At 65.8% G+C, this 18,324-nt stretch carries 15 protein-coding genes, 1 tRNA gene and 3 pseudogenes; 11 read left to right on the forward strand and 8 right to left on the reverse strand.

Annotation, left to right across the window (positions count from 1 at the left end; genetic code table 11):
- The first annotated feature begins 209 nt into the window (after positions 1-209).
- Positions 210-605: a DUF1842 domain-containing protein gene (locus RH90_RS01240; RefSeq protein WP_010183377.1), complete on the forward strand. Its 396-nt coding sequence runs from the start codon at positions 210-212 to the stop codon at positions 603-605.
- A gap of 51 nt (positions 606-656) precedes the next feature.
- On the opposite strand, the gene map is transcribed toward RH90_RS01240, so the two are convergent.
- On the reverse strand, positions 657-1,481 hold the full coding sequence (gene map, locus RH90_RS01245; protein ID WP_010183378.1) for a type I methionyl aminopeptidase: 825 nt from the start codon (positions 1,479-1,481) through the stop codon (positions 657-659).
- 65 nt (positions 1,482-1,546) lie between these two features.
- On the opposite strand from map, the gene RH90_RS01250 reads away from it, so the two are divergent.
- The 4 genes from RH90_RS01250 to RH90_RS23255 all read left to right on the forward strand — a co-directional run bounded on the left by RH90_RS01250 (position 1,547) and on the right by RH90_RS23255 (position 5,463).
- On the forward strand, positions 1,547-2,302 hold the full coding sequence (locus RH90_RS01250) for a competence/damage-inducible protein A (RefSeq protein ID WP_029624944.1): 756 nt from the start codon (positions 1,547-1,549) through the stop codon (positions 2,300-2,302).
- Positions 2,303-2,319: 17 nt separating this feature from the next.
- On the forward strand, positions 2,320-2,661 hold the full coding sequence (locus tag RH90_RS01255; protein WP_010183380.1) for a hypothetical protein: 342 nt from the start codon (positions 2,320-2,322) through the stop codon (positions 2,659-2,661).
- Positions 2,662-3,393: 732 nt separating this feature from the next.
- Positions 3,394-4,893, forward strand: coding sequence for an MFS transporter (locus tag RH90_RS01260; RefSeq protein ID WP_010183382.1), 1,500 nt, complete (start codon positions 3,394-3,396; stop codon positions 4,891-4,893).
- Between the two features lie 96 nt (positions 4,894-4,989).
- Complete coding sequence (locus RH90_RS23255) at positions 4,990-5,463, forward strand: hypothetical protein (RefSeq protein ID WP_157134492.1); 474 nt, start codon at positions 4,990-4,992, stop codon at positions 5,461-5,463.
- A gap of 615 nt (positions 5,464-6,078) precedes the next feature.
- Here the strand turns inward: RH90_RS23255 and RH90_RS01265 are convergent.
- Positions 6,079-6,891: a ferredoxin--NADP reductase gene (locus RH90_RS01265; protein ID WP_029624947.1), complete on the reverse strand. Its 813-nt coding sequence runs from the start codon at positions 6,889-6,891 to the stop codon at positions 6,079-6,081.
- Positions 6,892-7,135: 244 nt separating this feature from the next.
- Positions 7,136-7,405, reverse strand: a complete 270-nt coding sequence (locus RH90_RS01270) for a hypothetical protein (protein ID WP_010183384.1) — start codon at positions 7,403-7,405, stop codon at positions 7,136-7,138.
- 254 nt (positions 7,406-7,659) lie between these two features.
- Here RH90_RS01270 and RH90_RS23260 point away from each other — a divergent pair, with 254 nt between their 5' ends.
- The 3 genes and pseudogenes from RH90_RS23260 to RH90_RS01280 all read left to right on the forward strand — a co-directional run bounded on the left by RH90_RS23260 (position 7,660) and on the right by RH90_RS01280 (position 8,277).
- The gene (locus RH90_RS23260; protein WP_157134493.1) at positions 7,660-7,800 is read left to right on the forward strand and encodes a hypothetical protein; all 141 of its coding nucleotides are present in this window, start codon (positions 7,660-7,662) and stop codon (positions 7,798-7,800) included.
- Between the two features lie 142 nt (positions 7,801-7,942).
- Positions 7,943-8,113, forward strand: a pseudogene (locus RH90_RS24170) (transporter); the annotation flags it as partial.
- A 90-nt stretch (positions 8,114-8,203) separates the two neighbouring features.
- A tRNA-Gly gene (locus RH90_RS01280) sits at positions 8,204-8,277 on the forward strand.
- Positions 8,278-8,481: 204 nt separating this feature from the next.
- Here the strand turns inward: RH90_RS01280 and RH90_RS01285 are convergent.
- The 5 genes and pseudogenes from RH90_RS01285 to RH90_RS01310 all read right to left on the reverse strand — a co-directional run bounded on the left by RH90_RS01285 (position 8,482) and on the right by RH90_RS01310 (position 16,269).
- Entirely contained in the window at positions 8,482-10,176 is a 1,695-nt protein-coding gene (locus tag RH90_RS01285) for a hypothetical protein (protein WP_157134494.1), read from the reverse strand.
- A 753-nt stretch (positions 10,177-10,929) separates the two neighbouring features.
- A complete protein-coding gene (locus RH90_RS01295; RefSeq protein WP_010183387.1) occupies positions 10,930-14,151 on the reverse strand; it encodes an alpha-L-rhamnosidase in 3,222 nt (1,073 codons plus the stop codon).
- Between the two features lie 88 nt (positions 14,152-14,239).
- Positions 14,240-14,652, reverse strand: a pseudogene (locus RH90_RS22420) (alpha-hydroxy-acid oxidizing protein).
- A 21-nt stretch (positions 14,653-14,673) separates the two neighbouring features.
- Positions 14,674-15,435, reverse strand: a complete 762-nt coding sequence (locus tag RH90_RS01305; protein WP_010183389.1) for an SDR family NAD(P)-dependent oxidoreductase — start codon at positions 15,433-15,435, stop codon at positions 14,674-14,676.
- Positions 15,436-15,453: 18 nt separating this feature from the next.
- The gene (locus tag RH90_RS01310; RefSeq protein ID WP_010183390.1) at positions 15,454-16,269 is read right to left on the reverse strand and encodes an IclR family transcriptional regulator domain-containing protein; all 816 of its coding nucleotides are present in this window, start codon (positions 16,267-16,269) and stop codon (positions 15,454-15,456) included.
- Between the two features lie 209 nt (positions 16,270-16,478).
- Between RH90_RS01310 and RH90_RS22425 the strand changes: the two are divergent.
- The 3 genes and pseudogenes from RH90_RS22425 to RH90_RS01325 form a co-directional block, all read left to right on the forward strand.
- Positions 16,479-16,676, forward strand: a pseudogene (locus tag RH90_RS22425) (L-rhamnonate dehydratase); the annotation flags it as partial.
- A gap of 10 nt (positions 16,677-16,686) precedes the next feature.
- Complete coding sequence (locus tag RH90_RS01320; protein ID WP_010183392.1) at positions 16,687-17,550, forward strand: fumarylacetoacetate hydrolase family protein; 864 nt, start codon at positions 16,687-16,689, stop codon at positions 17,548-17,550.
- Positions 17,547-18,296 carry an SDR family NAD(P)-dependent oxidoreductase gene (locus tag RH90_RS01325; protein WP_010183393.1) on the forward strand — a complete coding sequence of 250 codons (750 nt, stop codon included), beginning with the start codon at positions 17,547-17,549 and terminating at the stop codon, positions 18,294-18,296. The genes RH90_RS01320 and RH90_RS01325 overlap by 4 nt, the downstream gene beginning before the upstream one ends.
- Positions 18,297-18,324 lie beyond the last annotated feature (28 nt).

Genomic DNA, 18,324 nt, shown 5'->3' on the forward strand with positions numbered 1-18,324 from the left:
GACCGGGCCGTGCTTTGTCAAAGCAATGCTTTCGATTCTCTTCGAACAAAAACTCTATTATGCAAGACGTGGATATGGCCTAGACTGAGGCGTCGCAAAGTTGTCTGCAAATATACTCTTATTTATAGATTTCATTTATATTTAAGAGTCAGGAATTGGATTGGATGTCGCTGCGACGTGTTGATTTTCAACTATAGCAGGAGGTCATAATGACGGACGCAGTAGGACTTTATCAAGTGAAGCTGCTGGTGCAGGTCGGCGACGGGCATCTGCCGGGTGCGCCCAAGCTCGAGCTCGCTTTGCTGGTCAACGCGCCGACGGGCCACATCACCGGCACCGCGCATATCACGCAAGCGCTGCCGCCGCCCTACGGCTCGATCGAATTCCCGGTGAGCGGTGTGCTGCACCATACCGGCTTCGGTCACGACACCAAGCTGATCGCGCTTCACGGCGAATATGTCGTGTCGGTGCCGCCGCCCGCGATCGGCAGCTATCTCGCGCAATTCTGGGCCGCGCTCGCGCTCGACGCCGACTGGAACGGCGTGGGGACCTACCGGTACGGCAACCACATCGTGCCGCACGCCAAGGTCAGCAAGGAGGCCTGAGCGCCGGGCATCGCGTGCGTCGGTTGATACCGGCGCACGCTTTGCCGCGGCTCAGTAAGGCGGCTTGTCGAACCCGCCGGGGCTGAGCGTGAAGATCTCGCAGCCGGTCTCGGTGATGCCGATCGAATGCTCGAACTGCGCCGAAAGCGAGCGGTCGCGCGTCACCGCGGTCCAGCCGTCGTCGAGCAGCTTCACGTCGGCGCGGCCGGTGTTGATCATCGGTTCGATCGTGAAGATCATGCCGGGCTTGAGTTCCGGCCCGGTGCCGGGCTTGCCGACATGGACGACCTCGGGCGCATCGTGGAACAGCTGCCCCAGGCCATGCCCGCAGAAATCGCGGACGATGCCGTAGCGGTGCTTCTCGGCGTGGCGCTGGATCGCGTGGCCGATGTCGCCGAGATGGTTGCCGGGCTTGGCCGCCTCGATGCCGAGCATCAGGCATTCGTAAGTCACCTCGACGAGCCGCTTTGCCTTGATCGGCACGTCGCCGATCAGGTACATCCGGCTGCTGTCGCCGTGCCAGCCACCCAGGATCGGCGTCACGTCGACATTGACGATATCGCCGGCCTTGAGCGTCTTCTCGCTCGGGATGCCGTGGCACACGACATGGTTGAGCGAGATGCAGCTCGAATGCGTATAACCGCGATAACCGAGCGTCGCGGGCGTGCCGCCGCGCTCGACTATGAAGCGGCGGACCATGTCGTCGATCTCGGCGGTCGACGTGCCGGGCACCATGTGCGGCACGATCATGTCGAGCGTCTCGGCGGCGAGCTTGCCCGCGGCGTGCATGCCGTCGAACGCGTCGCGGCCATAGAGCTTGATCGCGCCGGTGCGGCCGGTCGGGGCGTCGGCGGTGACGGTTACATAGTCGGTCATCCGAGACGATATAGCGAAACCGCTTTCGCTTTGCGAGGGGCGGCGGCGGGGCTATGGCTGCGGGCATGACGACACGCATCTGGACGGCCGCGCTCGCGGTGATCGGCGACGAAATCCTGTCGGGCCGCACGCAGGACAAGAATGTCGCGCAGATCGCGGCGTGGCTCAACGTCCAGGGGATCCGCCTCGCCGAGGTGCGGATCGTGGCCGACAAGCCCGCGGCGATCGTCGAGGCGGTCAATATCCTGCGGACGCGCAACGATTATCTGTTCACGACCGGCGGGATCGGGCCGACGCACGACGACATCACCGTCGATGCGATCGCGCAGGCGCTCGGCGTGCCGGTGGTGTTCCATCCGCAGGCGGTGGCGGTGCTCGACGCCTATTATGCGAGCCGCGGCGGGCTGACCGAGGCGCGCAAGCGGATGGCGCGCGTTCCTGAGGGCAGCGACCTGATCGAGAACCGCATGTCGGGGGCGCCGGGGATCCGCATCGGCAATATCTTCATCATGGCGGGCGTGCCGCATATCACCGCGGGGATGCTCGACGCGCTGACCGGCACGCTCGAGGGCGGGTTGCCGGTGCTGTCGCGCACGATCGGCTGCTGGGTGGCGGAGAGCGAGGTCGCCGATCTGCTGCGCCAGGCCGAAAAGGGCCATGAGGGGGTCGCGATCGGGAGCTACCCGTTCTTTCGCGACGGGCGGACGGGCGCCAATTTCGTCGTGCGCGCGACCGATGCGGCGCTCGCCGACCGCTGCATCGCCGACCTGACCAAAGCGTTGGAGGAGACCGGCCGCAGCGTCGTGGCCGGCGGGATTTGAGACTTGGGAGCGAAGCGATGAAGCGGATCTATCTGGCGGCCGGGCTCGCGATGAGCCTGGCGGCATGCGATGGCAGCCCGAGCGGCAGCAGCGCGCCCGCCGCGGTCGCGACGCATGACCCGATGGAGGCGAAGATCGATGCGCTCTCGCCCGCGCTGCAGGAAACGACGATGTTCCGCGCGATCCAGGACGGGGGCTACACCTGCCAGAAGATCGTGCGGATGGAGAAGCACGCACCGATCGACGGCAAGGCGGTGTGGATCGCCGAATGCGACGACAAGGGGCAATATGTCATCACGCTCCAGCCCGGCGGGATCTTCTGGGTGAGCGGCGTGCCGCAACCGAAGAAGCCACGCTGACGCGGACCAAGGTCAGCGTCTGCCGGCGCAAGCGGCGGTTTGCCGACGAGGCGGCGGCGGTGGCGGCGATCGCGGCGTTGGGGCTCGTGCTGCGGCCGTATCGGTGTGACCGGTGTTGGCAGATTCATCTGACCAGCCGGACCAAGGGAAAGCGGGTTGTCGTCGCTGGTTCTGTCCGGGGTGCGCAACCCTCCGCCGTCATCCCCGCGCAAGCGGGGATCCCGCTGCCTGACCCGGGCGGAGCAGAAGAAGCGGGACCCTCGCTGTCGCGAGGGTGACGAGTGGGGGCGGGCGCGTCGTTCGCCCCAGTCATCCCCGCGCAAGCGGGGACCCCGCTGCCCGGCCCGGGCGGAGCAGAAGAAGCGGGACCCTCGCTGTCGCGAGGGTGACGAGGGGGGGCGGGCGCGTCGTTCGCCCCCGTCATGCCCGCGGAAGCGGGGATCCCGCTGCCTGGCTCGGGCCGGGAAGAAGAGGCGGGACCCTCGCTTTCGCGAGCGTGACGGCGGGAGGACTCGAACGGTGCGCCAGGATAGCGGATCGAGTCCCGCCCGATGGACGTTGAAGCGCGCGCAATGCCCGTTTCACATCGCCGTTGCAGCACGGCGCCGCGAAGCCCACATAGCCCATTCCCGCCGACCACCCGACCAGCCGATCAAGCGCTGGCATTGGAGAGCCCATCCATCCGGTCTCAGCCCCGCGACGCGCCGCTGACCCAAAGCCTTCGGACATCCCATGAGATTGCGCCGCCGGGGCCTCGCCTCGATCAACAGCGAGATTCGCGACGGCATCCTGCCCGCGGCCGGCGACATCGCGCAGGTCGCGCGCGACTCGGGGCCGGTCGACCATACGCCCAAGAACTATCGCCTCGTCGCGCTGATCATCGCCTGCGCGCTGTTCATGGAGCAGATGGACGCGACGATCCTCGCGACTGCGCTGCCGACGATGGCGCGCGATTTCCACGTGCCCGCGACCAATATGAGCTCGGCGCTGACGTCTTACTTGCTGGCGCTCGCGATCTTCATCCCGGCGAGTGGGCGGTTGGCCGACCGCTTCGGGTCGCGCACCGTGTTCCGCGCGGCGATCCTGATCTTCGTCGCGGGCTCGGCGCTGTGCGGGATCGCGCCGAGTCTGCCGTTCATCATGGGCGCGCGCTTCCTGCAGGGACTCGGCGGCGCGATGATGATTCCGATCGGGCGGCTCGTGCTGCTGCGCAGCGTCGCCAAGGAGGACATGGTCTCGGCGATGTCGTGGCTGATCATGCCCGCGCTGATCGGGCCGATCCTGGGACCCCCGGTCGGCGGGGCGATCGTCACCTATCTCGACTGGCGCTGGATCTTCTATCTCAATTTGCCGATCGGTCTGCTCGGCGTGTTCCTGGTGACGCGCTATATCGGCGAGGTGCGCGCCGAGACGCGCGTCGCGGTCGACCCGTGGGGGTTCGTGCTGTCGGGCGTGGCGCTCGGCTGTTTGCTGTTCGGGTTCGAGATGACGAGTCGGACGGGCGAGTTGCCGCTGGCGCTCGGTCTGATCGGGATCGGCTGTATCGCGGGCGCGCTCTACATCCGCCATGCGCGGCACCGTGCCGATCCGATCCTCGACCTGTCGCTGATGCGCGTGCCGACCTTTCGGCTCTCGGTGATCGGTGGATCGCTGACGCGGATCACGCAGGGCGCGCAGCCCTTCCTGCTGCCGATGATGCTGCAATTGGGCTTCGGCATGACCGCGGCGGCGAGCGGGGCGATCACCGTCGCAGGGGCGATCGGCTCGCTCGCGATGAAGGGGCTCGCGCCGCGCATCCTGCGGCGCTGGGGGTTCCGGCGCAGTTTGATTATCGGCGGGCTCGGCGGGAGCGCGGGCTATGCGGTGTGCGGGCTGTTTCGGCCCGACTGGCCGGTGCCGCTGATCTTCGGCGTGCTGATGCTGTCGGGTTTCTTCATGTCGTTCCAATTCTCGGCGTACAACACGATCGCCTATGACGAGATCCCGAGCGACCGGATGAGTTCGGCGACGAGCTTCTACGCGACCTTCCAGCAATTGATGCTGTCGCTCGGGATCTGCGTCGGCGCGGCGTCGCTGCATGTCGGGATGCTGGGGGGCGGGCACGTGCTGCCCCGGCTCGGCGATTTCACGCTGGCGTTCTGGGTGGTGACCGCGGTGTCGGCGAGCGCGACGATCTGGAACGCGCGGTTTGCCGCCGATGCGGGGGCGGGGATGAGCGGGCATCGGGGGTGATCGGGGGGGGAGGCGGATGGCGGGTTTCGACCAAGCCTCGCCATTTAAGTCAAGACCGACCTTGCAGCAAAGCCGTCATTCGGTCAGCTTGGCGCGATGAGAAAGTGGAATGTCGCACTGAGCGCGCTGACGATGCTGGTTTTGACGGCGTGCCACGAAAAAGAATATCAGACGCTGCCGGACGGTGTGAATGCGGTGAATGTGAACCTTGGCTCTGGTAAATGGACCGTGACGATCAGAAACAAGCATGGCGAAGCTTCGGATACGATTTTTGCTGCCAATGATCGTCAGCGGAGCAACATATACCTGACGCCGACGAACCAACTCGTTATCATCGAGCAAGGTGGCGACGACGTATTCTTTGCTATCCCAAAGGATGGTCTGCCGGAAGCGCTTGCAGGCAGGAAATATGCAAAACGTGATACGCGATCTGACAATTGGCGCTACGTTGGCGCGATCAGAGACGAAGTCTTAATTCCATCGACGCGGGCCCCGGAATGCATCGCCCTTTTAGGCGAGGGCCGTTCGCCCTACCGGAAGCAATACCAAGTTCCCGACTTTTGCTCATGAGCCGGTCGAAGCTCTGACGCGCAAGGTCCGCAATTTCGCTTCTGTCACCAAAATCAGCCTGTCTCGAATCTACACGGAGCCGGACAGAGCCACTTCCGTCGCCCCGGCGGAGGCCGGGGCCTCTGGATGGCTCGGGAGCGGTCGGACACAAATAGGGACGCCCCGGCCTCCGCCGGGGCGACGGTTATGGGTGTGGGCCGCACTACGCGAAGTTCGGACGTGTGCGATGCAAGACTTCAGGTTTAGGCCACGAATGGCGGAAAGGGATGCCCTAGGTCCGCCCCTCCCCTTTAGGGGAGGGGATGGGGGTGGGGGACGCCTCGCAGAGACCAACGGCTGTCACTTCCCCACCCCAACCCCTCCCCTGAAGGGGAGGGGCTTTTAAGGTGCGGGGCGCGAAATCGAGTCTTCCACGAGAAGACGTGTCTTGCCTTGGGCGAAGGGGCACGTGACCGTGGGCACATGGCGGGGACCAACCCACCCCCGTCATCCCCGCGAAAGCGGGGATCCCGCTGCCTGACCCGCGGTCTGAAGCAGAAGCGGGACCCTCGCTTTCGCGAGGGTGACGGGGGGCTACCAGACGGGGGCTACCCAATGTCGGGAATTAGCCGCCCGTCAGCCGACGAACGCGCGCTCGATCACATATTGGCCCGGATGCGAGTTCGACCCCTCGACGAAGCCCATCGTCTCGAGCTTGGCGGCGAGGTCCTTGATCATCGCCATGCTGCCGCACAGCATGATCCGGTCGGTCTCGGGGTCGAGCCGCTGCTCGCCGGGCATGTCCTTGAACAGCGTGCCGTCGTCGATCAGTCTGTCGATCCGCCCGCTGGTGTGGAACGGCTCGCGCGTCACGGTCGGGACATAGGAGAACGCCGTCGCCGCCTGCTCGTCGACCAGCGGATCATCCGCCAGCTTCGCCTCGAGCGGCTCGCGGTACGCGAGGTCGGTCACGCGCCGCACGCTGTGGACGATCTGGATCTGGTCGAAGCGATCGTAGATCTCGGGATCGCGCGCGACGCTGAGGAACGGCGCGAGGCCGGTGCCGGTCGACAGCATGAACAGCCGCTTGCCCGGCAGCAGCGCGTCGGCGACGAGCGTGCCGGTCGGCTTGCGGCCGAGATAGACCTGGTCGCCCGGCTGGATCTGCGACAGCCGCGAGGTGAGCGGGCCGTCGGGCACGCGGATCGAGAGGAATTCGAGTTCCTCGGCATAAGCCGGGCTGGCGATCGAGTAAGCGCGCAGCAGCGGGCGCTGCTCGCCGGCGAGGCCGAGCATGACGAACTCGCCCGAGCGGAAGCGGAAGCTCGCGGGGCGCGTGATCGTGAAGCTGAACAGATGCTCGTTCCACATCCGCACGCTGAGCACGGTCTCGACGCTCAAAGCCGTCGTAGGTTCGAGACCGGGCAGGCTAGTCACCACATCACTCATCAATCAATCGTCCTTCAATGCAAGTCCGCCGCCGCGCCGTGCCACCGGGTCTCGACCCGATCCCGGCGCGGCTGCCCATCGCACCTCTTCCTTCAGGCTGAACGCCCGATAGCGCGAGTCGGAGCCGTTCTGGACCCGATCCGCGCGACACGGGGCCGCATACGGCGCGGCGCCCGGGCGATCGACATAATCGCGCACCCGTTACTCCGGTCGCGCGGCACAATTCAACGGGTAACTTCGCGCGTCAGCCCGGCAGCTTCTCGACCAGCGCGGAAATGCTGTTTCCGGTAAAGGCGGTGAGCGACACGCCGTCGAGCTGGATCGCACGCTCGAGCGTCAGCGTCGCGGCTGACTGATGCGCCGGATCGAGCTCGCGCCAGGCGCGCACCGCGCCCTCGAGGCTGGTCACTTCGGCGATGTCTTCCGAGCCGCGCGGCACGTCTTCGAGCGAAGCGCTCATCCGCCAGTCGATCGCGGGGGTCTTGGTGTCGTCGCCCCAGGTTGCTTCAGCCATGATCGTTCGCCTTTGTGAGAGGATGGCCCCGCGGCCTGCTGCGACAAAGCGCCGGGGACCCACTGTATGTTCCCGCAGATGTGCCAACGCGCGGTATAGCACGTCCGGCGCCGACCCGCACAGGCGATGCGCTGTCGCTCAAATGGGGCAGGGCGATCAGTCGGGTCAGTTCGGCGTCGATCAGCTCGGCGACATAGCTCGACAGGCGGCGCTGAGCGACCCGCGGATCCGAGATCCGGCGCCCCCCAGACGCCGTGGCCGACCGCCATCATGAAGTTCGCCAGATCGTCGCGTCGCGCCGCCTTGTCTCCGCCCGGCGCGAGGAAGCCGAGCGCCGGCAGGATGTTGTCGCGCACGCGCGCATCGACCGAATGGGGGATGTCGGCGACGCGTGAGGTGCGCGTCGCCTCCGAGATCGTTTCGACGAACAGCGCGCAATCCAAGGGATCGCTCGGTTCTTCCTGCACGAAGCGCGCGATCCAGCAGCGGACCAAGTCGAAATCGCGCGTTTCGACCGCGTTGCGCAGAACGCCAATATCGGCGCGGCTGTCCGACGCGCGCTATCGCGCCGCGGTCGAGTCGTTCCTGACCTCGCTCGACGCGCAGCGCACCGCTTATGGCGCGCGGCAGGATCTCGTCGCGACGCGGCTGGCGCACGCGACCAACCGCGTCACGCTGTACCGCGTGCTGGGGAGCGGGCTCGACTGAACGGCGCGGCGGCGCAGGTGCGTGTGACGGGTGGCGCGTGCAATCGCCTGGTTGACATCGCGCCGCAAACCACAGAAATACGCGCCAGACGCGGGTGTAGCTCAATGGTAGAGCTTTTGCTTCCCAAGCAAGTGACGAGGGTTCGATTCCCTTCACCCGCTCCACTTTCCGGCCTCAGAACATCCCCTAGAGCTTTGTAAACCGCGGGAACCTGCGGTATTTTTGGCGTTGGCCGGCTCACTGGATCGCGCAAGATTTCAGAAAGGCTCCCGCCAGTGGGGACCACCTCGCGAGAAAAGCGGGCCGAACGCAGCGATCGGCACGACCGACTGCCGCCCGAACAGCTGGAGCTGGTGGGTTAGGGAGCATCAACCCGGACGCTCGGCACAGGTCCGGTCATAAACCCACTGCACCCCTTCTACCCGACCACGATGCGGATCGAAGGTCACGTCGAACAGCTTGCCATTGCGCTTCAGCCTAAGCCGGATCGGTTTTGCAATCTGGTTCGTATAGTCGTTCAGGTCGACGCCGCCTTCGACCACGTCGCCATTTCGAATGCCGGCGCGTCCGGCATTGGAGGCGCGATCGACCCCGCCAATCACCGCGCCTGCGGTCAAGTGTGTCGGTGACGAGAAACCGAGATCAAACAGCCCGATCGATACCGATTTCGAGACGAGGCAGCGACCAAAGGCGCCCTTGGCAGGCCTGATCACATCGCCTCGCATCATGTTCTGCCAATCCGCCACTGCCCACTCGCCAGCACGTTCGCGCAGAATCTGTTGCCAAGCGGCCGCCGTCGCCGGCGTACCGGCGCGCGTACGAGCGACCATGACCTTGACCAAGTCGGTCACAGTCCCGAGTTTGCGGTCTCGAAGCTTGGCGTCCAGGTCAGCGAAGTATAGGTCTCCGCGCCGGTACAGCAGGCTCCAGCTGTTTTGACCGGCGTACATCGTTTCCGCCGCCATCTTGTTTGGCAGATTGCGATCGACGTTTGAGTAATATCCTATTGCCTCCTCGTTGATAAGGCGGAGATAGGCCACGTCGTCGTACAATCCGGCTTCATGCGGTACGGTGATGCTCAGATAATTCGCGATGCCCTCGGTGTACCAGTTTCCTTCTTCACCGGGCTCGCCGGTCATCGCGCCGACGAGCGAATGGACCATCTCGTGCGCCACGAGTTGATGGAGTTTCGCGGCGGCAGGATCGCTTCCGAGCGGCAGGTAGAGCATATAGCCGCCTTCGTCCGCGCGGCCGCTCATCGTCGCGCCGCCGTCGTAAGAGCGAATGAGCAGATTATAAGCGGTTCGGGGCTGGCCGAGCGTGCGCCGCTCCGCCTCATACGCGCGTTTCGGCCAGGACGCGGCCCCGGGCAGTTTCGCCGCGGATTCGCCAAGTGCCGCCGCAACGAACCCGTCAGGCGCGCTCGATGCTGGCCAACGCGCCACGGGGCCGCTGAGAAACAGCGTGTTGCGCAGGGCCTCCGGCGATCCGGTCCAGGCCACGTCGCCGATGCCGCGTGTCGACACCGCCGACTGGCCGGCGGGCAGTCGCCAGTGCAATTTTACGTCGAGATCCGCCACACCCGCCGGAAGCAGCAGGAAGCCCGAGAACGCGCCGGAGAGACCGCCGCCAACAGCTTGAAGGTCCTGCTGAGGCCCGCGTTTCGGCGGCTTCGAGAGCGCGACCGGCATCGTGTAGGAGACCGACACCGTGCCCGACGTGGCGCGGCCGGCCTGCCAGCGCAGAAAGGTCGCTCCATTGCCGCCGCCGGCTTTTGCCTGCGCGTTCATCGTCACGGTCCCGACGGCATCCCGCACGATGAGATCCGAAACCTGGTCGCGGATACGCTGCAGCCCCGGTTCTAATGTATCGAGTTCGAGTATCAGAGGTTGCGAACTCGACCGGGACGGCAATTGATACGCGACCTGCATGGCGATCGGCATCCGCTTGGCATCGAGCACGGGCGCCAGCGTCATGAGGACTTTCTGCGATCCGCCGTCCGTATCTGCGTTGGAAGCCGAGGGGATAAGGGCTATTGCCGCAAGAAAAAATGGTTTGCTCACAATACTATCCTTACTGGATGGGGGCGCCGTGCTCGACACAGCCGTTGTTGGCACCGTTGGAATCAATGAGGTCGCCGGATGGCACATCGATGCTCCGGCAACGATAACGCGGCCGCTGGCAGCGCTGTCCGTCAGCGTGTCACGGGGTCAGGTCGCGGATCGATTGCTGGGACCGTCGAGCGAGGGTGCCTTCTGTTGTTGCTCGCGCCTGCCGCTATCGCAGCGCTTCGCCCATCTCAATAAGGTGGCCATCGGGGTCCCGTATATAGCAGCGTGTCGCGGCATCGTGGATCTTCGGCTCGGGAGGAACTCCGCGCCCAGTCTCTTTCAGCGTGGGTAGCACTCTGCGATGTTCGCGACGCAGATACCCCTTATCGTGCAAGACGTGCCGTGCGGCATCCGGCGCCGAAGGCGTTCCTCTCGCCGCCATTGCTTCGCGACGCGATCGCCAGGTTCCTTAGGCAAGCCGTGGAAGCTGCGACCGAGGAAGGGTCCGTCCCGGGCGTGATGGTGTGCGTCGCGCCACTCGTTGAAGACGCTGAGGTCGGGCAGTCCTAAAGGACGACGCTGCTGGCGGCCTGGCGTTCGTGGAACGCCGTTTCTGCGACGGGATCAGCGCGGCTGAATTCCCGTTTGACTTTCCTGTCCCCACGTGACGCCGAGGCTTGAGAAACTCGCTGGAGAAGGAACAATCCGCCATCGACGCGGCCGGGTGGCGCTTGCGCATGTCCAAGCCGCTTGCGCCGCGTCAGTTCAAAGACGGCGGCCTAAGTCGAACCGATAGGTTCCCGCCCCCACATCGAGCACGACGCCCTTCTCACCGGGCAGCTGCCGAAAATCCTTCGACGAGATCGGGCGACCGGATTCGCGGACTTCGCTGATCGAGGCGGCGGGTAGGCACAGCTCGCAGCGACTGTTGGGCGGAATGCCGATTTCGAGCGAAAACGCCCCGGACGACGATCGCTCCCACCGGGTCGTGATCGTACCCGCCTGGCTGTCGTACCGCCCGCCCGCCTTGGCCATCCGCCGGTCGTAGACGGGATCGAACCGGAAGCGGCTGAAGCCGGGCGCGGTCTGGCTGATGCCGGCGAGGCGGCGGAACATGAACCCGGCAACCGCGCCGAGCGCATAATGGTTGAACGAGTTCATCACCCGGCTTCCGACGTCGCCGTTCCAGCGCTCCCAGATGGTCGTGGCATTATCTGCGATCATATAGCCCCAGGACGGATAGGCAGTCCGCAGCAGAAGGTCGTAGACAAGTTCGTCATGGCCCGCTTCGGCCAGCACATCGAGGCTGTAGGGCGTTCCGAGAAAGCCGGTCGACAGCAGCTTGCCGCGCCGGACGATGTCCGCGACCAACCGGTCCGCCGCAACCGTGCGGAGCGCCGCGGGAAGGATGTCGAAGTGCAGCGCCAGGATGTAGCTCGTCTGCGAATCGTTGCCGACCCCGCCATCGGCCCGCACATAGGCGCGGTTGAAGGCAGCGACGATCGTCTCGGACATCGCCCGATAGCGCCGGGCGTCGGCGGTACGCCCCGTCGCCTGCGCCATGTCGGCCATCGCGTCGGCCACCCCCTTCCACATCGCTGTGCCGATGAGGTCCTTGGGCGTGGTCGGATCGCCGGGCTCCTTGCCGTCGAGCGACAGCCAGTCGCCGAAATCATTTCCGCGCTTGTTCTGCCAGAGAAAGTTCGGGTTCGATGCGCGAAGCGAGTCCACGAACCGGTCCATCGCCTGCCAATGCTCGTCGATGACCGTGGTGTCGCCGTAATGCTGCCAGCTCGTCCACGGCACGAAAACACCCGCGTCGCCCCAGCCCGGCGACGAGCCCGGCGGCGTGAAATGCTCGCGATCGCCGTTCGGCGCGATGTCCGGGAACGACCCGTCCTCGCGCTGCGCTTCGCGCATCGTCAGCATGAATTTGCGCGTGAACGCGGCCGCATCCATGTTGAAGCATGCGGTGTCCCAGAACACATGCGCGTCGCCCGTCCAGCCCAGCCGCTCGTCGCGCTGCGGGCAGTCCGTCGGGGTCCCGAAGAAATTCGAGCGCTGGCTCCACAGGCCGTTCTGCCACATGCGCTGCGGCACATATTGCCCCAGCGTCAGCTCGCCGGTCTCGGTCAGGCTGGAATGAACCACGACGCCATCGATCGCATCGGCGACCAGCCCCCCCGGCAGACCCTCGATCTGGACATAGCGAAATCCGTGATAGGTGAAGGTCGGTTCGAACTGCTCGCCGGCGGGATCGCCGCGCAGGACATAGCTGTCGGTGGCCCGCGCCGCGCGCAGGTTCGATTGATCGACGGCCCCCTTCGCGCCCAGCAATTCGGCGAAGCGGAGCGTAACGCGCCGACCGGCCGCGCCCTTGACGCGCAGCCGCACCCAGCCCGCAAAATTCTGCCCGAAATCGACAACGACGCTCCCGTCGGGCCTGCTTGCAAGCGATTTAGGTTTCAGGACCTGCGTCGGCCGGATCGGCGGGAGCGAACCGCCGAGCAGCGCGACCGACGGCGTATCGATCGGATGCGCCGGCTCCCACCGCGCGCGCGGCGGCGCGAAATCGGCGCGCGACCAGTCCGGCTGGTTCAAGCGTGCGTCGACGTCCTCGCCGTCGTAGATCTCGCTCGAGGTGATCGCAGCGCGTGAGAGCGACCATTTATCGTCCGTCGTGACGACCTCCTTGCCGCCATCCTCATATTCCAGTTCGAGCTGCGCGCGCAGACGCAGAGGCGCGCTTCCGAATCCGTATCGACCCGCAGGCGCCATGTAGCTGCCATACCAACCGTCACCGACGATTGCGCCGAGCAGGTTCGCACCCGGCTTGACCATCTTCGTGACGTCATAGGCGCGGTAAAGGACGTGCTGTCGGAAATCGGTCCATTCGGGGGTCATCTGCTGCTCGCCGACGCGAACGCCATTGAGCATCGGCACATAGGCACCGAGCGCCGTCATGTAGAGACGTGCGGACCGTACCGCGCGACGTGCGTCGAAGGAACGGCGCAACAGGAAGGCGCCTTCGCCAGGGAACGGCGCATCGTCGCCGTCCGCCCGCAGCGCATCCCACGACCGGTCGTCGAAGGCCGGGGCGCTCCACGACGCGGGGCGCCCCACCGCCGAACGCGCTGCGTCACCCTGGAAATATGCGACACGGCCCGACGCATATCGCACACGAACCAATAGCGCACATCGTGCCGGTCTCGCATCCGACGCTGCGCCTGCCTCGCCCGGTACGTAAACGGCCAGGACGCGGCGGCCTTTGGCGAGCGGGGTCAGCGTCCGATAGGGCGGTGGCGGTCCGAATGCGTCGTGGTCGCGCGGCGGCAACGCTACGGATTTCCCGTCGAGCACCATCTCGGCCTGTCGACCGGCGACCAGGAATATGGTCGCTTCGGCGGACTCCGGCAGATCCATCACAAGCCTGTAGGACCGCCCGTCCCGCGCGGCGTCCGCATGCGCGGGGGCGGTCAGATATTTCAGGCCGGCCAGGCGGTCGTCCCGCATCGTTGCGGTCTCCGCGCCGATCCAGGGCCCGGTCCAGTCGCTCGCGTCGAGCAGCCCCATGGTCCAGGTACCGACCCCGCTCTTCGCACGGACGCCAAGATCGTCCCAAATCTCGACGGTCCAGAAACAGCGCATGCGTGACGCCAGCGGCGTTCCTGCATATCGGACATCGAAACTCGCATCGCTCTCGACGCGACCGCTATCCCATAGATCGTGCTGACCGGCCGCGGCGCGGTCGCGGCTCGTCGCCACGCCCACCCTGTAGGCCTTTTGCGCGACCCCGCGCCGATCCGATCGCAAATGCCAGGACAGGCGGACGTTGGCGGAATGCAGGTTCGCCGGTTCAACGAGATTGTCGGCCTGGAGCCCCTCGACATGCAGCGGAAGCGTGGTCGCCGCAGAGAGCCGGGTGCCCACCAGCGTCGCGCTGCCCGACGTGAGGATGAAGCCGCGCCGCGATATCGTGTGTCCCACGTCATTCTCTCCCCTGCCCCTGGAACAGGGCTTGACGCATCGTGCTAGACTCGCAGCTAAGTGTCAATAAGCAGGACAGATTACCGTATTATGGGACATCTCCCGACGCACGGATCGAGCGATCGATCGAGGCGCTGGTCGTCCGAGACGTCAGCGCCATTGCAGCGCGCATCTCGGCTTCGATGAGCTGCAGCATATGCGTGAAGCCCGTCTTCCCGGCCGCGGCGAGCGCGTAGACCCGCGCACGACCGAGCGGTACGCCTTTCGCCCCGAACGCGAGCATCCGCACGGCATTGAGCCCGAGCGCACGTCGCCATCGGCGAGTACGTCAACCGGTCGCCGACCGCCTCCGCGATCGGCGACAGCGCGCGCGGTCGAGGGGACACCATCGAGTTGGCACCCGCCATGGTTCGAGACGATGATCCCGTCGGCGCGGATGAAATCGAGGTTGCGCCAGTCGACCGTGGGATCGCGGCAGCCGTCGCCGCGCGAGCCCGCGATAGTCGAGAGCGGATGCCGCCTTCATTGCAGGTTGACAAACATGCCGCCGTCGACGAGCAGCGCCGCGCCGGTGACGTAGGCGGCGAGATCGGAAGCAAGGAACACGATCGGTCCCGCCAGGTCCTCGGCCGCGCCGAGCCGACCGAGCGGGATGCGCCCCGCCATATAGGCGCGCTTGGCGGGATCGGCGAGATCCTCCTTGTTGATGTCTGTCAGGATCGTGCCGGGCAGCACCGAGTTGCACCGGATGCCGTGCTTGCCGAGCGCGATCGCGGCGGACTGCATCAGCGAATGCACCCCCGCCTTGGTCGGCGTGTAATGCGTCTGGAACTCGCCGCCGACGAGCGCGGAGATCGACGACACGGCGACGATCGCGCCGCCGTGGCCCTGCTTCACCATCTGGTTGGCGGCGGCCTGCACCATGTAATAGGCGCCGTGGAGATTGACCTTCATCGTACGTTCGAACGTCTCTTCGGGCATGTCGAGAAAGGCGTGGAACGGGCAGATGCCGGCATTGTTGACGAACACGTCGACGCGACCGAGCGCCGCGACCGCCTTCGCGACGAATTCAACCGCGGTCGAGCGTTCGGCGACGTCGCCCTTCAGCGCGAACGCGCGACGCCCCATCGCCGCGATCTCGGCGACGCAGCTGTCGGCGCCCGCATCGTCTGAATTATAGTTGATCGCGACGTCGGCGCCGTGACGCGCGGCACCGATCGCAGCGGCGCGGCCTATGCCCGCCGATGCACCGGTGACCAGAACGACTTTACCTTCGAGCAGCACGACATCCCCTTTGCTATTTCATGTATCCGCCACCCATCCCAGATCGCGGCTGATCGCCTGCGCGGCATGGCGGACCTCGTCGGACAGCGTGGCCATCCGGGCATTGCTCATATATTGCGCGGCGCTCGACACGCTGATCGCGCCGACGATCTTGCCGCCCGCCCCGCGCACCGGGGCGGCCACGCAGCGGATCTGGTCCTCGTTCTCCTCGAGATCGAAGGCGCGGCCTTCGGCCACATATTCCGCCATGCGCGCATGCCAGATCGAAGAGTCGGCCTTCGGCACGCCGGCTGCCTGGTCAGCCTCGAACCGCTCGGACCAATATGCGGGCGGGTGGTCGAGCATCAGCGCCTTGCCGAGCCCGGTCGAGGTCAATGGCTGGCGATCACCGACGCGGCTGGAAATGTTGATCCGCCGCCGCCCCGGCATCTTGTCGAGATACAACGCATGGTCGCCGTCGAGCACGCCCAGATGCACCGTGTCCTCGGTCGATGCGGCCAGCGATTCGAGATGCGGCCGCGCGACCTGGATCAGATCGGCCTGCGCCTGTGCGAGAAAGCCGAGTTCGAGCAGCTTGGGCCCGAGCCGATATCCTGAGCGCGGCGTAAAGGCGAGATAGCCGCGATCGACGAGCGCCGACACCAGCCGGTGCGTCGTGCTCTTGGTCAGGTCCAGCTTCTGCGAGAGTTCGCCCAGCGTCTGCATTTCGTGCGCGACGCATTCGATCAGATCGAGACCGCGCATGAGCGTCTGGCTGCCCGCACCGACCGCGCTGGCAGGTTCGGCCGCGTCGGCCGGCGCATACGCTGGCTTAGGGGTTGCGGTTGACGCCATCTGTTCCACTCCTTAAAACAAACTTCCACATTATGGCAAGACTCGCCCGCCCGGCGCGGCGCGACGAAGATCGTATCTTAAGGGATGGAAGCGGTATGGCGCTACCGAAGATCACAGATATCCGCGCCTCGTCGTCCGCAGCGGGGGCGCCGATTATCATGACCAGGGCGCCGGCCACTGGATCGACGACCACATCGCGACCCCGATTCACGCGCCACAATTCGCCGTTCGCCGAGTTCCTGATGATGCACCCCGGCGCGACCGAGGTCGTGCCGATGTTCGCGGCGCAAATGCTCGGCGAGCCGGTCCCCGTGAACGGCCGAATGCGCGCCAGCGCGCTCGACACGCCGGGCTTCGGCGTCGAGCTCGATCGCGACGTCGTGCTCCACCGCCCCTATATGCACTGAGGATCATTCGATGAAGCTTTGCCGCTATGGCCCCGTCGGCGCCGAGAAGCCCGGCCTGATCGACGCCGACGGCCGCATCCGTGACCTGTCCGCGCACGTCGTCGACATCACGCCCGTGGAGGTGACATGCGCGGGCATCGCAGCGCTGAAGGCGATCGATCCCGCCTCGCTGCCGTTCGTCGAGGGCACCCCGCGCTACGGCGTACCGGTTGCCGGAATCGGCAAGTTCATCGCCGTCGGCCTGAACTATGCCGATCACGCCAAGGAGGCCGGGCTGCCGGTGCCACCCGAACCGATCTTCTTTACCAAGGCGATCTCGTGCCTGGTGGGACCGAACGACGACGTGATGATCCCCAAGGGTGCACTCAAGACCGATTGGGAAGTCGAACTGGGCATCGTGATCGGCAAGACGTGCCGCCATGTCGAACAGGACGCCGCGCTCGATCATGTCGCGGGCTATGTGCTCGTCAACGACGTGTCCGAGCGCGCCTTCCAGAAAGAGCTCGGCAGCCAGTGGGACAAGGGCAAGGGCTGTGACACGTTCGGTCCGACCGGCCCCTGGCTGGTCACGCCAGACGAGGTCGGCGATGTCCAGGCGCTCGACATGTTCCTCGACGTGAACGGCCAGCGCATGCAGACCGGCAATACCGCGACGATGATCTTCCCGGTCGCCGAATGTATCGCCTATGTCAGCCGCTTCATTACGCTGCACCCCGGCGACCTGCTCATCACCGGTACTCCCCCGGGCGTCGGCGAGGGGCAGAAGCCCACGCCCGTCTTCCTGAAGGCGGGCGACACGATGCATCTAAGCGTCGCCACCCTCGGCGAACAGCGACAGACTGTGATTCCGTTCGCACTCGGCGACGACGCATGACGACGTTTGCGGACCGCTATGCAGGCCGGACGGCGATCATCACCGGCGGCGCCTCGGGTCTCGGCAAGGCCGTTGCCCGGCGGATCGTAGCAGAAGGCGGCACCGTCGCGCTCTGGGACCAGAACGCGGACGCGCTGACAGCGGCGAGGGACGAAGTCGGCGCCGCAAGCGTCGTGGCGCTCGACGTCGCCGACCGGGCCGCGGTCGAGGCCGCAGCGAGCGAGAGCCTTGCGGCGCTGGGCAAGATCGATATCCTCGTCGCGTCCGCCGGCATCACCGGGGCCACCGCCCCGGTACACGAATATCCGGTCGACAGCTGGTTGCGTGTCTTCGACATCAACGTGAACGGGCTGTTCTATTGCTGCCGCGCGATCGTGCCGTACATGCTCGCGGCAGGCTATGGCCGGATCGTCAACGTGGCGTCGGTCGCGGGCAAGGAAGGCAACCCCGACGCGTCGGCCTATTCGGCATCGAAAGCCGCGGTCATCGGTCTGACCAAGAGCCTGGGCAAGGAATTGGCGGGCAAGGGCGTTATCGTCAACGCGCTGACGCCTGCGACGTTCGAAAGCCCGATTCTGGCGCAATTGCCGCAGAGCCAAGTCGATTACATGCGATCGAAGATCCCGATGGGCCGGCTCGGCGAGGTAGAGGAATCGGCGGCGATGGTCTGCTTCATGGCGAGCGAGGAATGCAGCTTCACCACTGCCTCGACCTTCGACACATCGGGGGGGCGAACCACCTTCTGACCCGGCGATCGGCGCAGCACGTCCCGAC

The sequence above is a fragment of the Sphingomonas sp. PAMC 26605 genome, from assembly GCF_000241485.1.
Taxonomy (GTDB): Bacteria; Pseudomonadota; Alphaproteobacteria; order Sphingomonadales; family Sphingomonadaceae; genus Sphingomonas.

Coding starts and splice junctions, on each gene's coding strand:
- RH90_RS23255 (WP_157134492.1), top strand. CDS start 4,990: ATGAGAAAGTGGAATGTCGCACTGAGCGCGCTGACGATGCTGGTTTTG.
- RH90_RS01255 (WP_010183380.1), top strand. CDS start 2,320: ATGAAGCGGATCTATCTGGCGGCCGGGCTCGCGATGAGCCTGGCGGCA.
- RH90_RS01240 (WP_010183377.1), top strand. CDS start 210: ATGACGGACGCAGTAGGACTTTATCAAGTGAAGCTGCTGGTGCAGGTC.
- RH90_RS01260 (WP_010183382.1), top strand. CDS start 3,394: ATGAGATTGCGCCGCCGGGGCCTCGCCTCGATCAACAGCGAGATTCGC.
- RH90_RS01325 (WP_010183393.1), top strand. CDS start 17,547: ATGACGACGTTTGCGGACCGCTATGCAGGCCGGACGGCGATCATCACC.
- RH90_RS01265 (WP_029624947.1), bottom strand. CDS start 6,891: ATGAGTGATGTGGTGACTAGCCTGCCCGGTCTCGAACCTACGACGGCT.
- RH90_RS01250 (WP_029624944.1), top strand. CDS start 1,547: ATGACGACACGCATCTGGACGGCCGCGCTCGCGGTGATCGGCGACGAA.
- map (WP_010183378.1), bottom strand. CDS start 1,481: ATGACCGACTATGTAACCGTCACCGCCGACGCCCCGACCGGCCGCACC.
- RH90_RS01270 (WP_010183384.1), bottom strand. CDS start 7,405: ATGGCTGAAGCAACCTGGGGCGACGACACCAAGACCCCCGCGATCGAC.
- RH90_RS01310 (WP_010183390.1), bottom strand. CDS start 16,269: ATGGCGTCAACCGCAACCCCTAAGCCAGCGTATGCGCCGGCCGACGCG.
- RH90_RS01320 (WP_010183392.1), top strand. CDS start 16,687: ATGAAGCTTTGCCGCTATGGCCCCGTCGGCGCCGAGAAGCCCGGCCTG.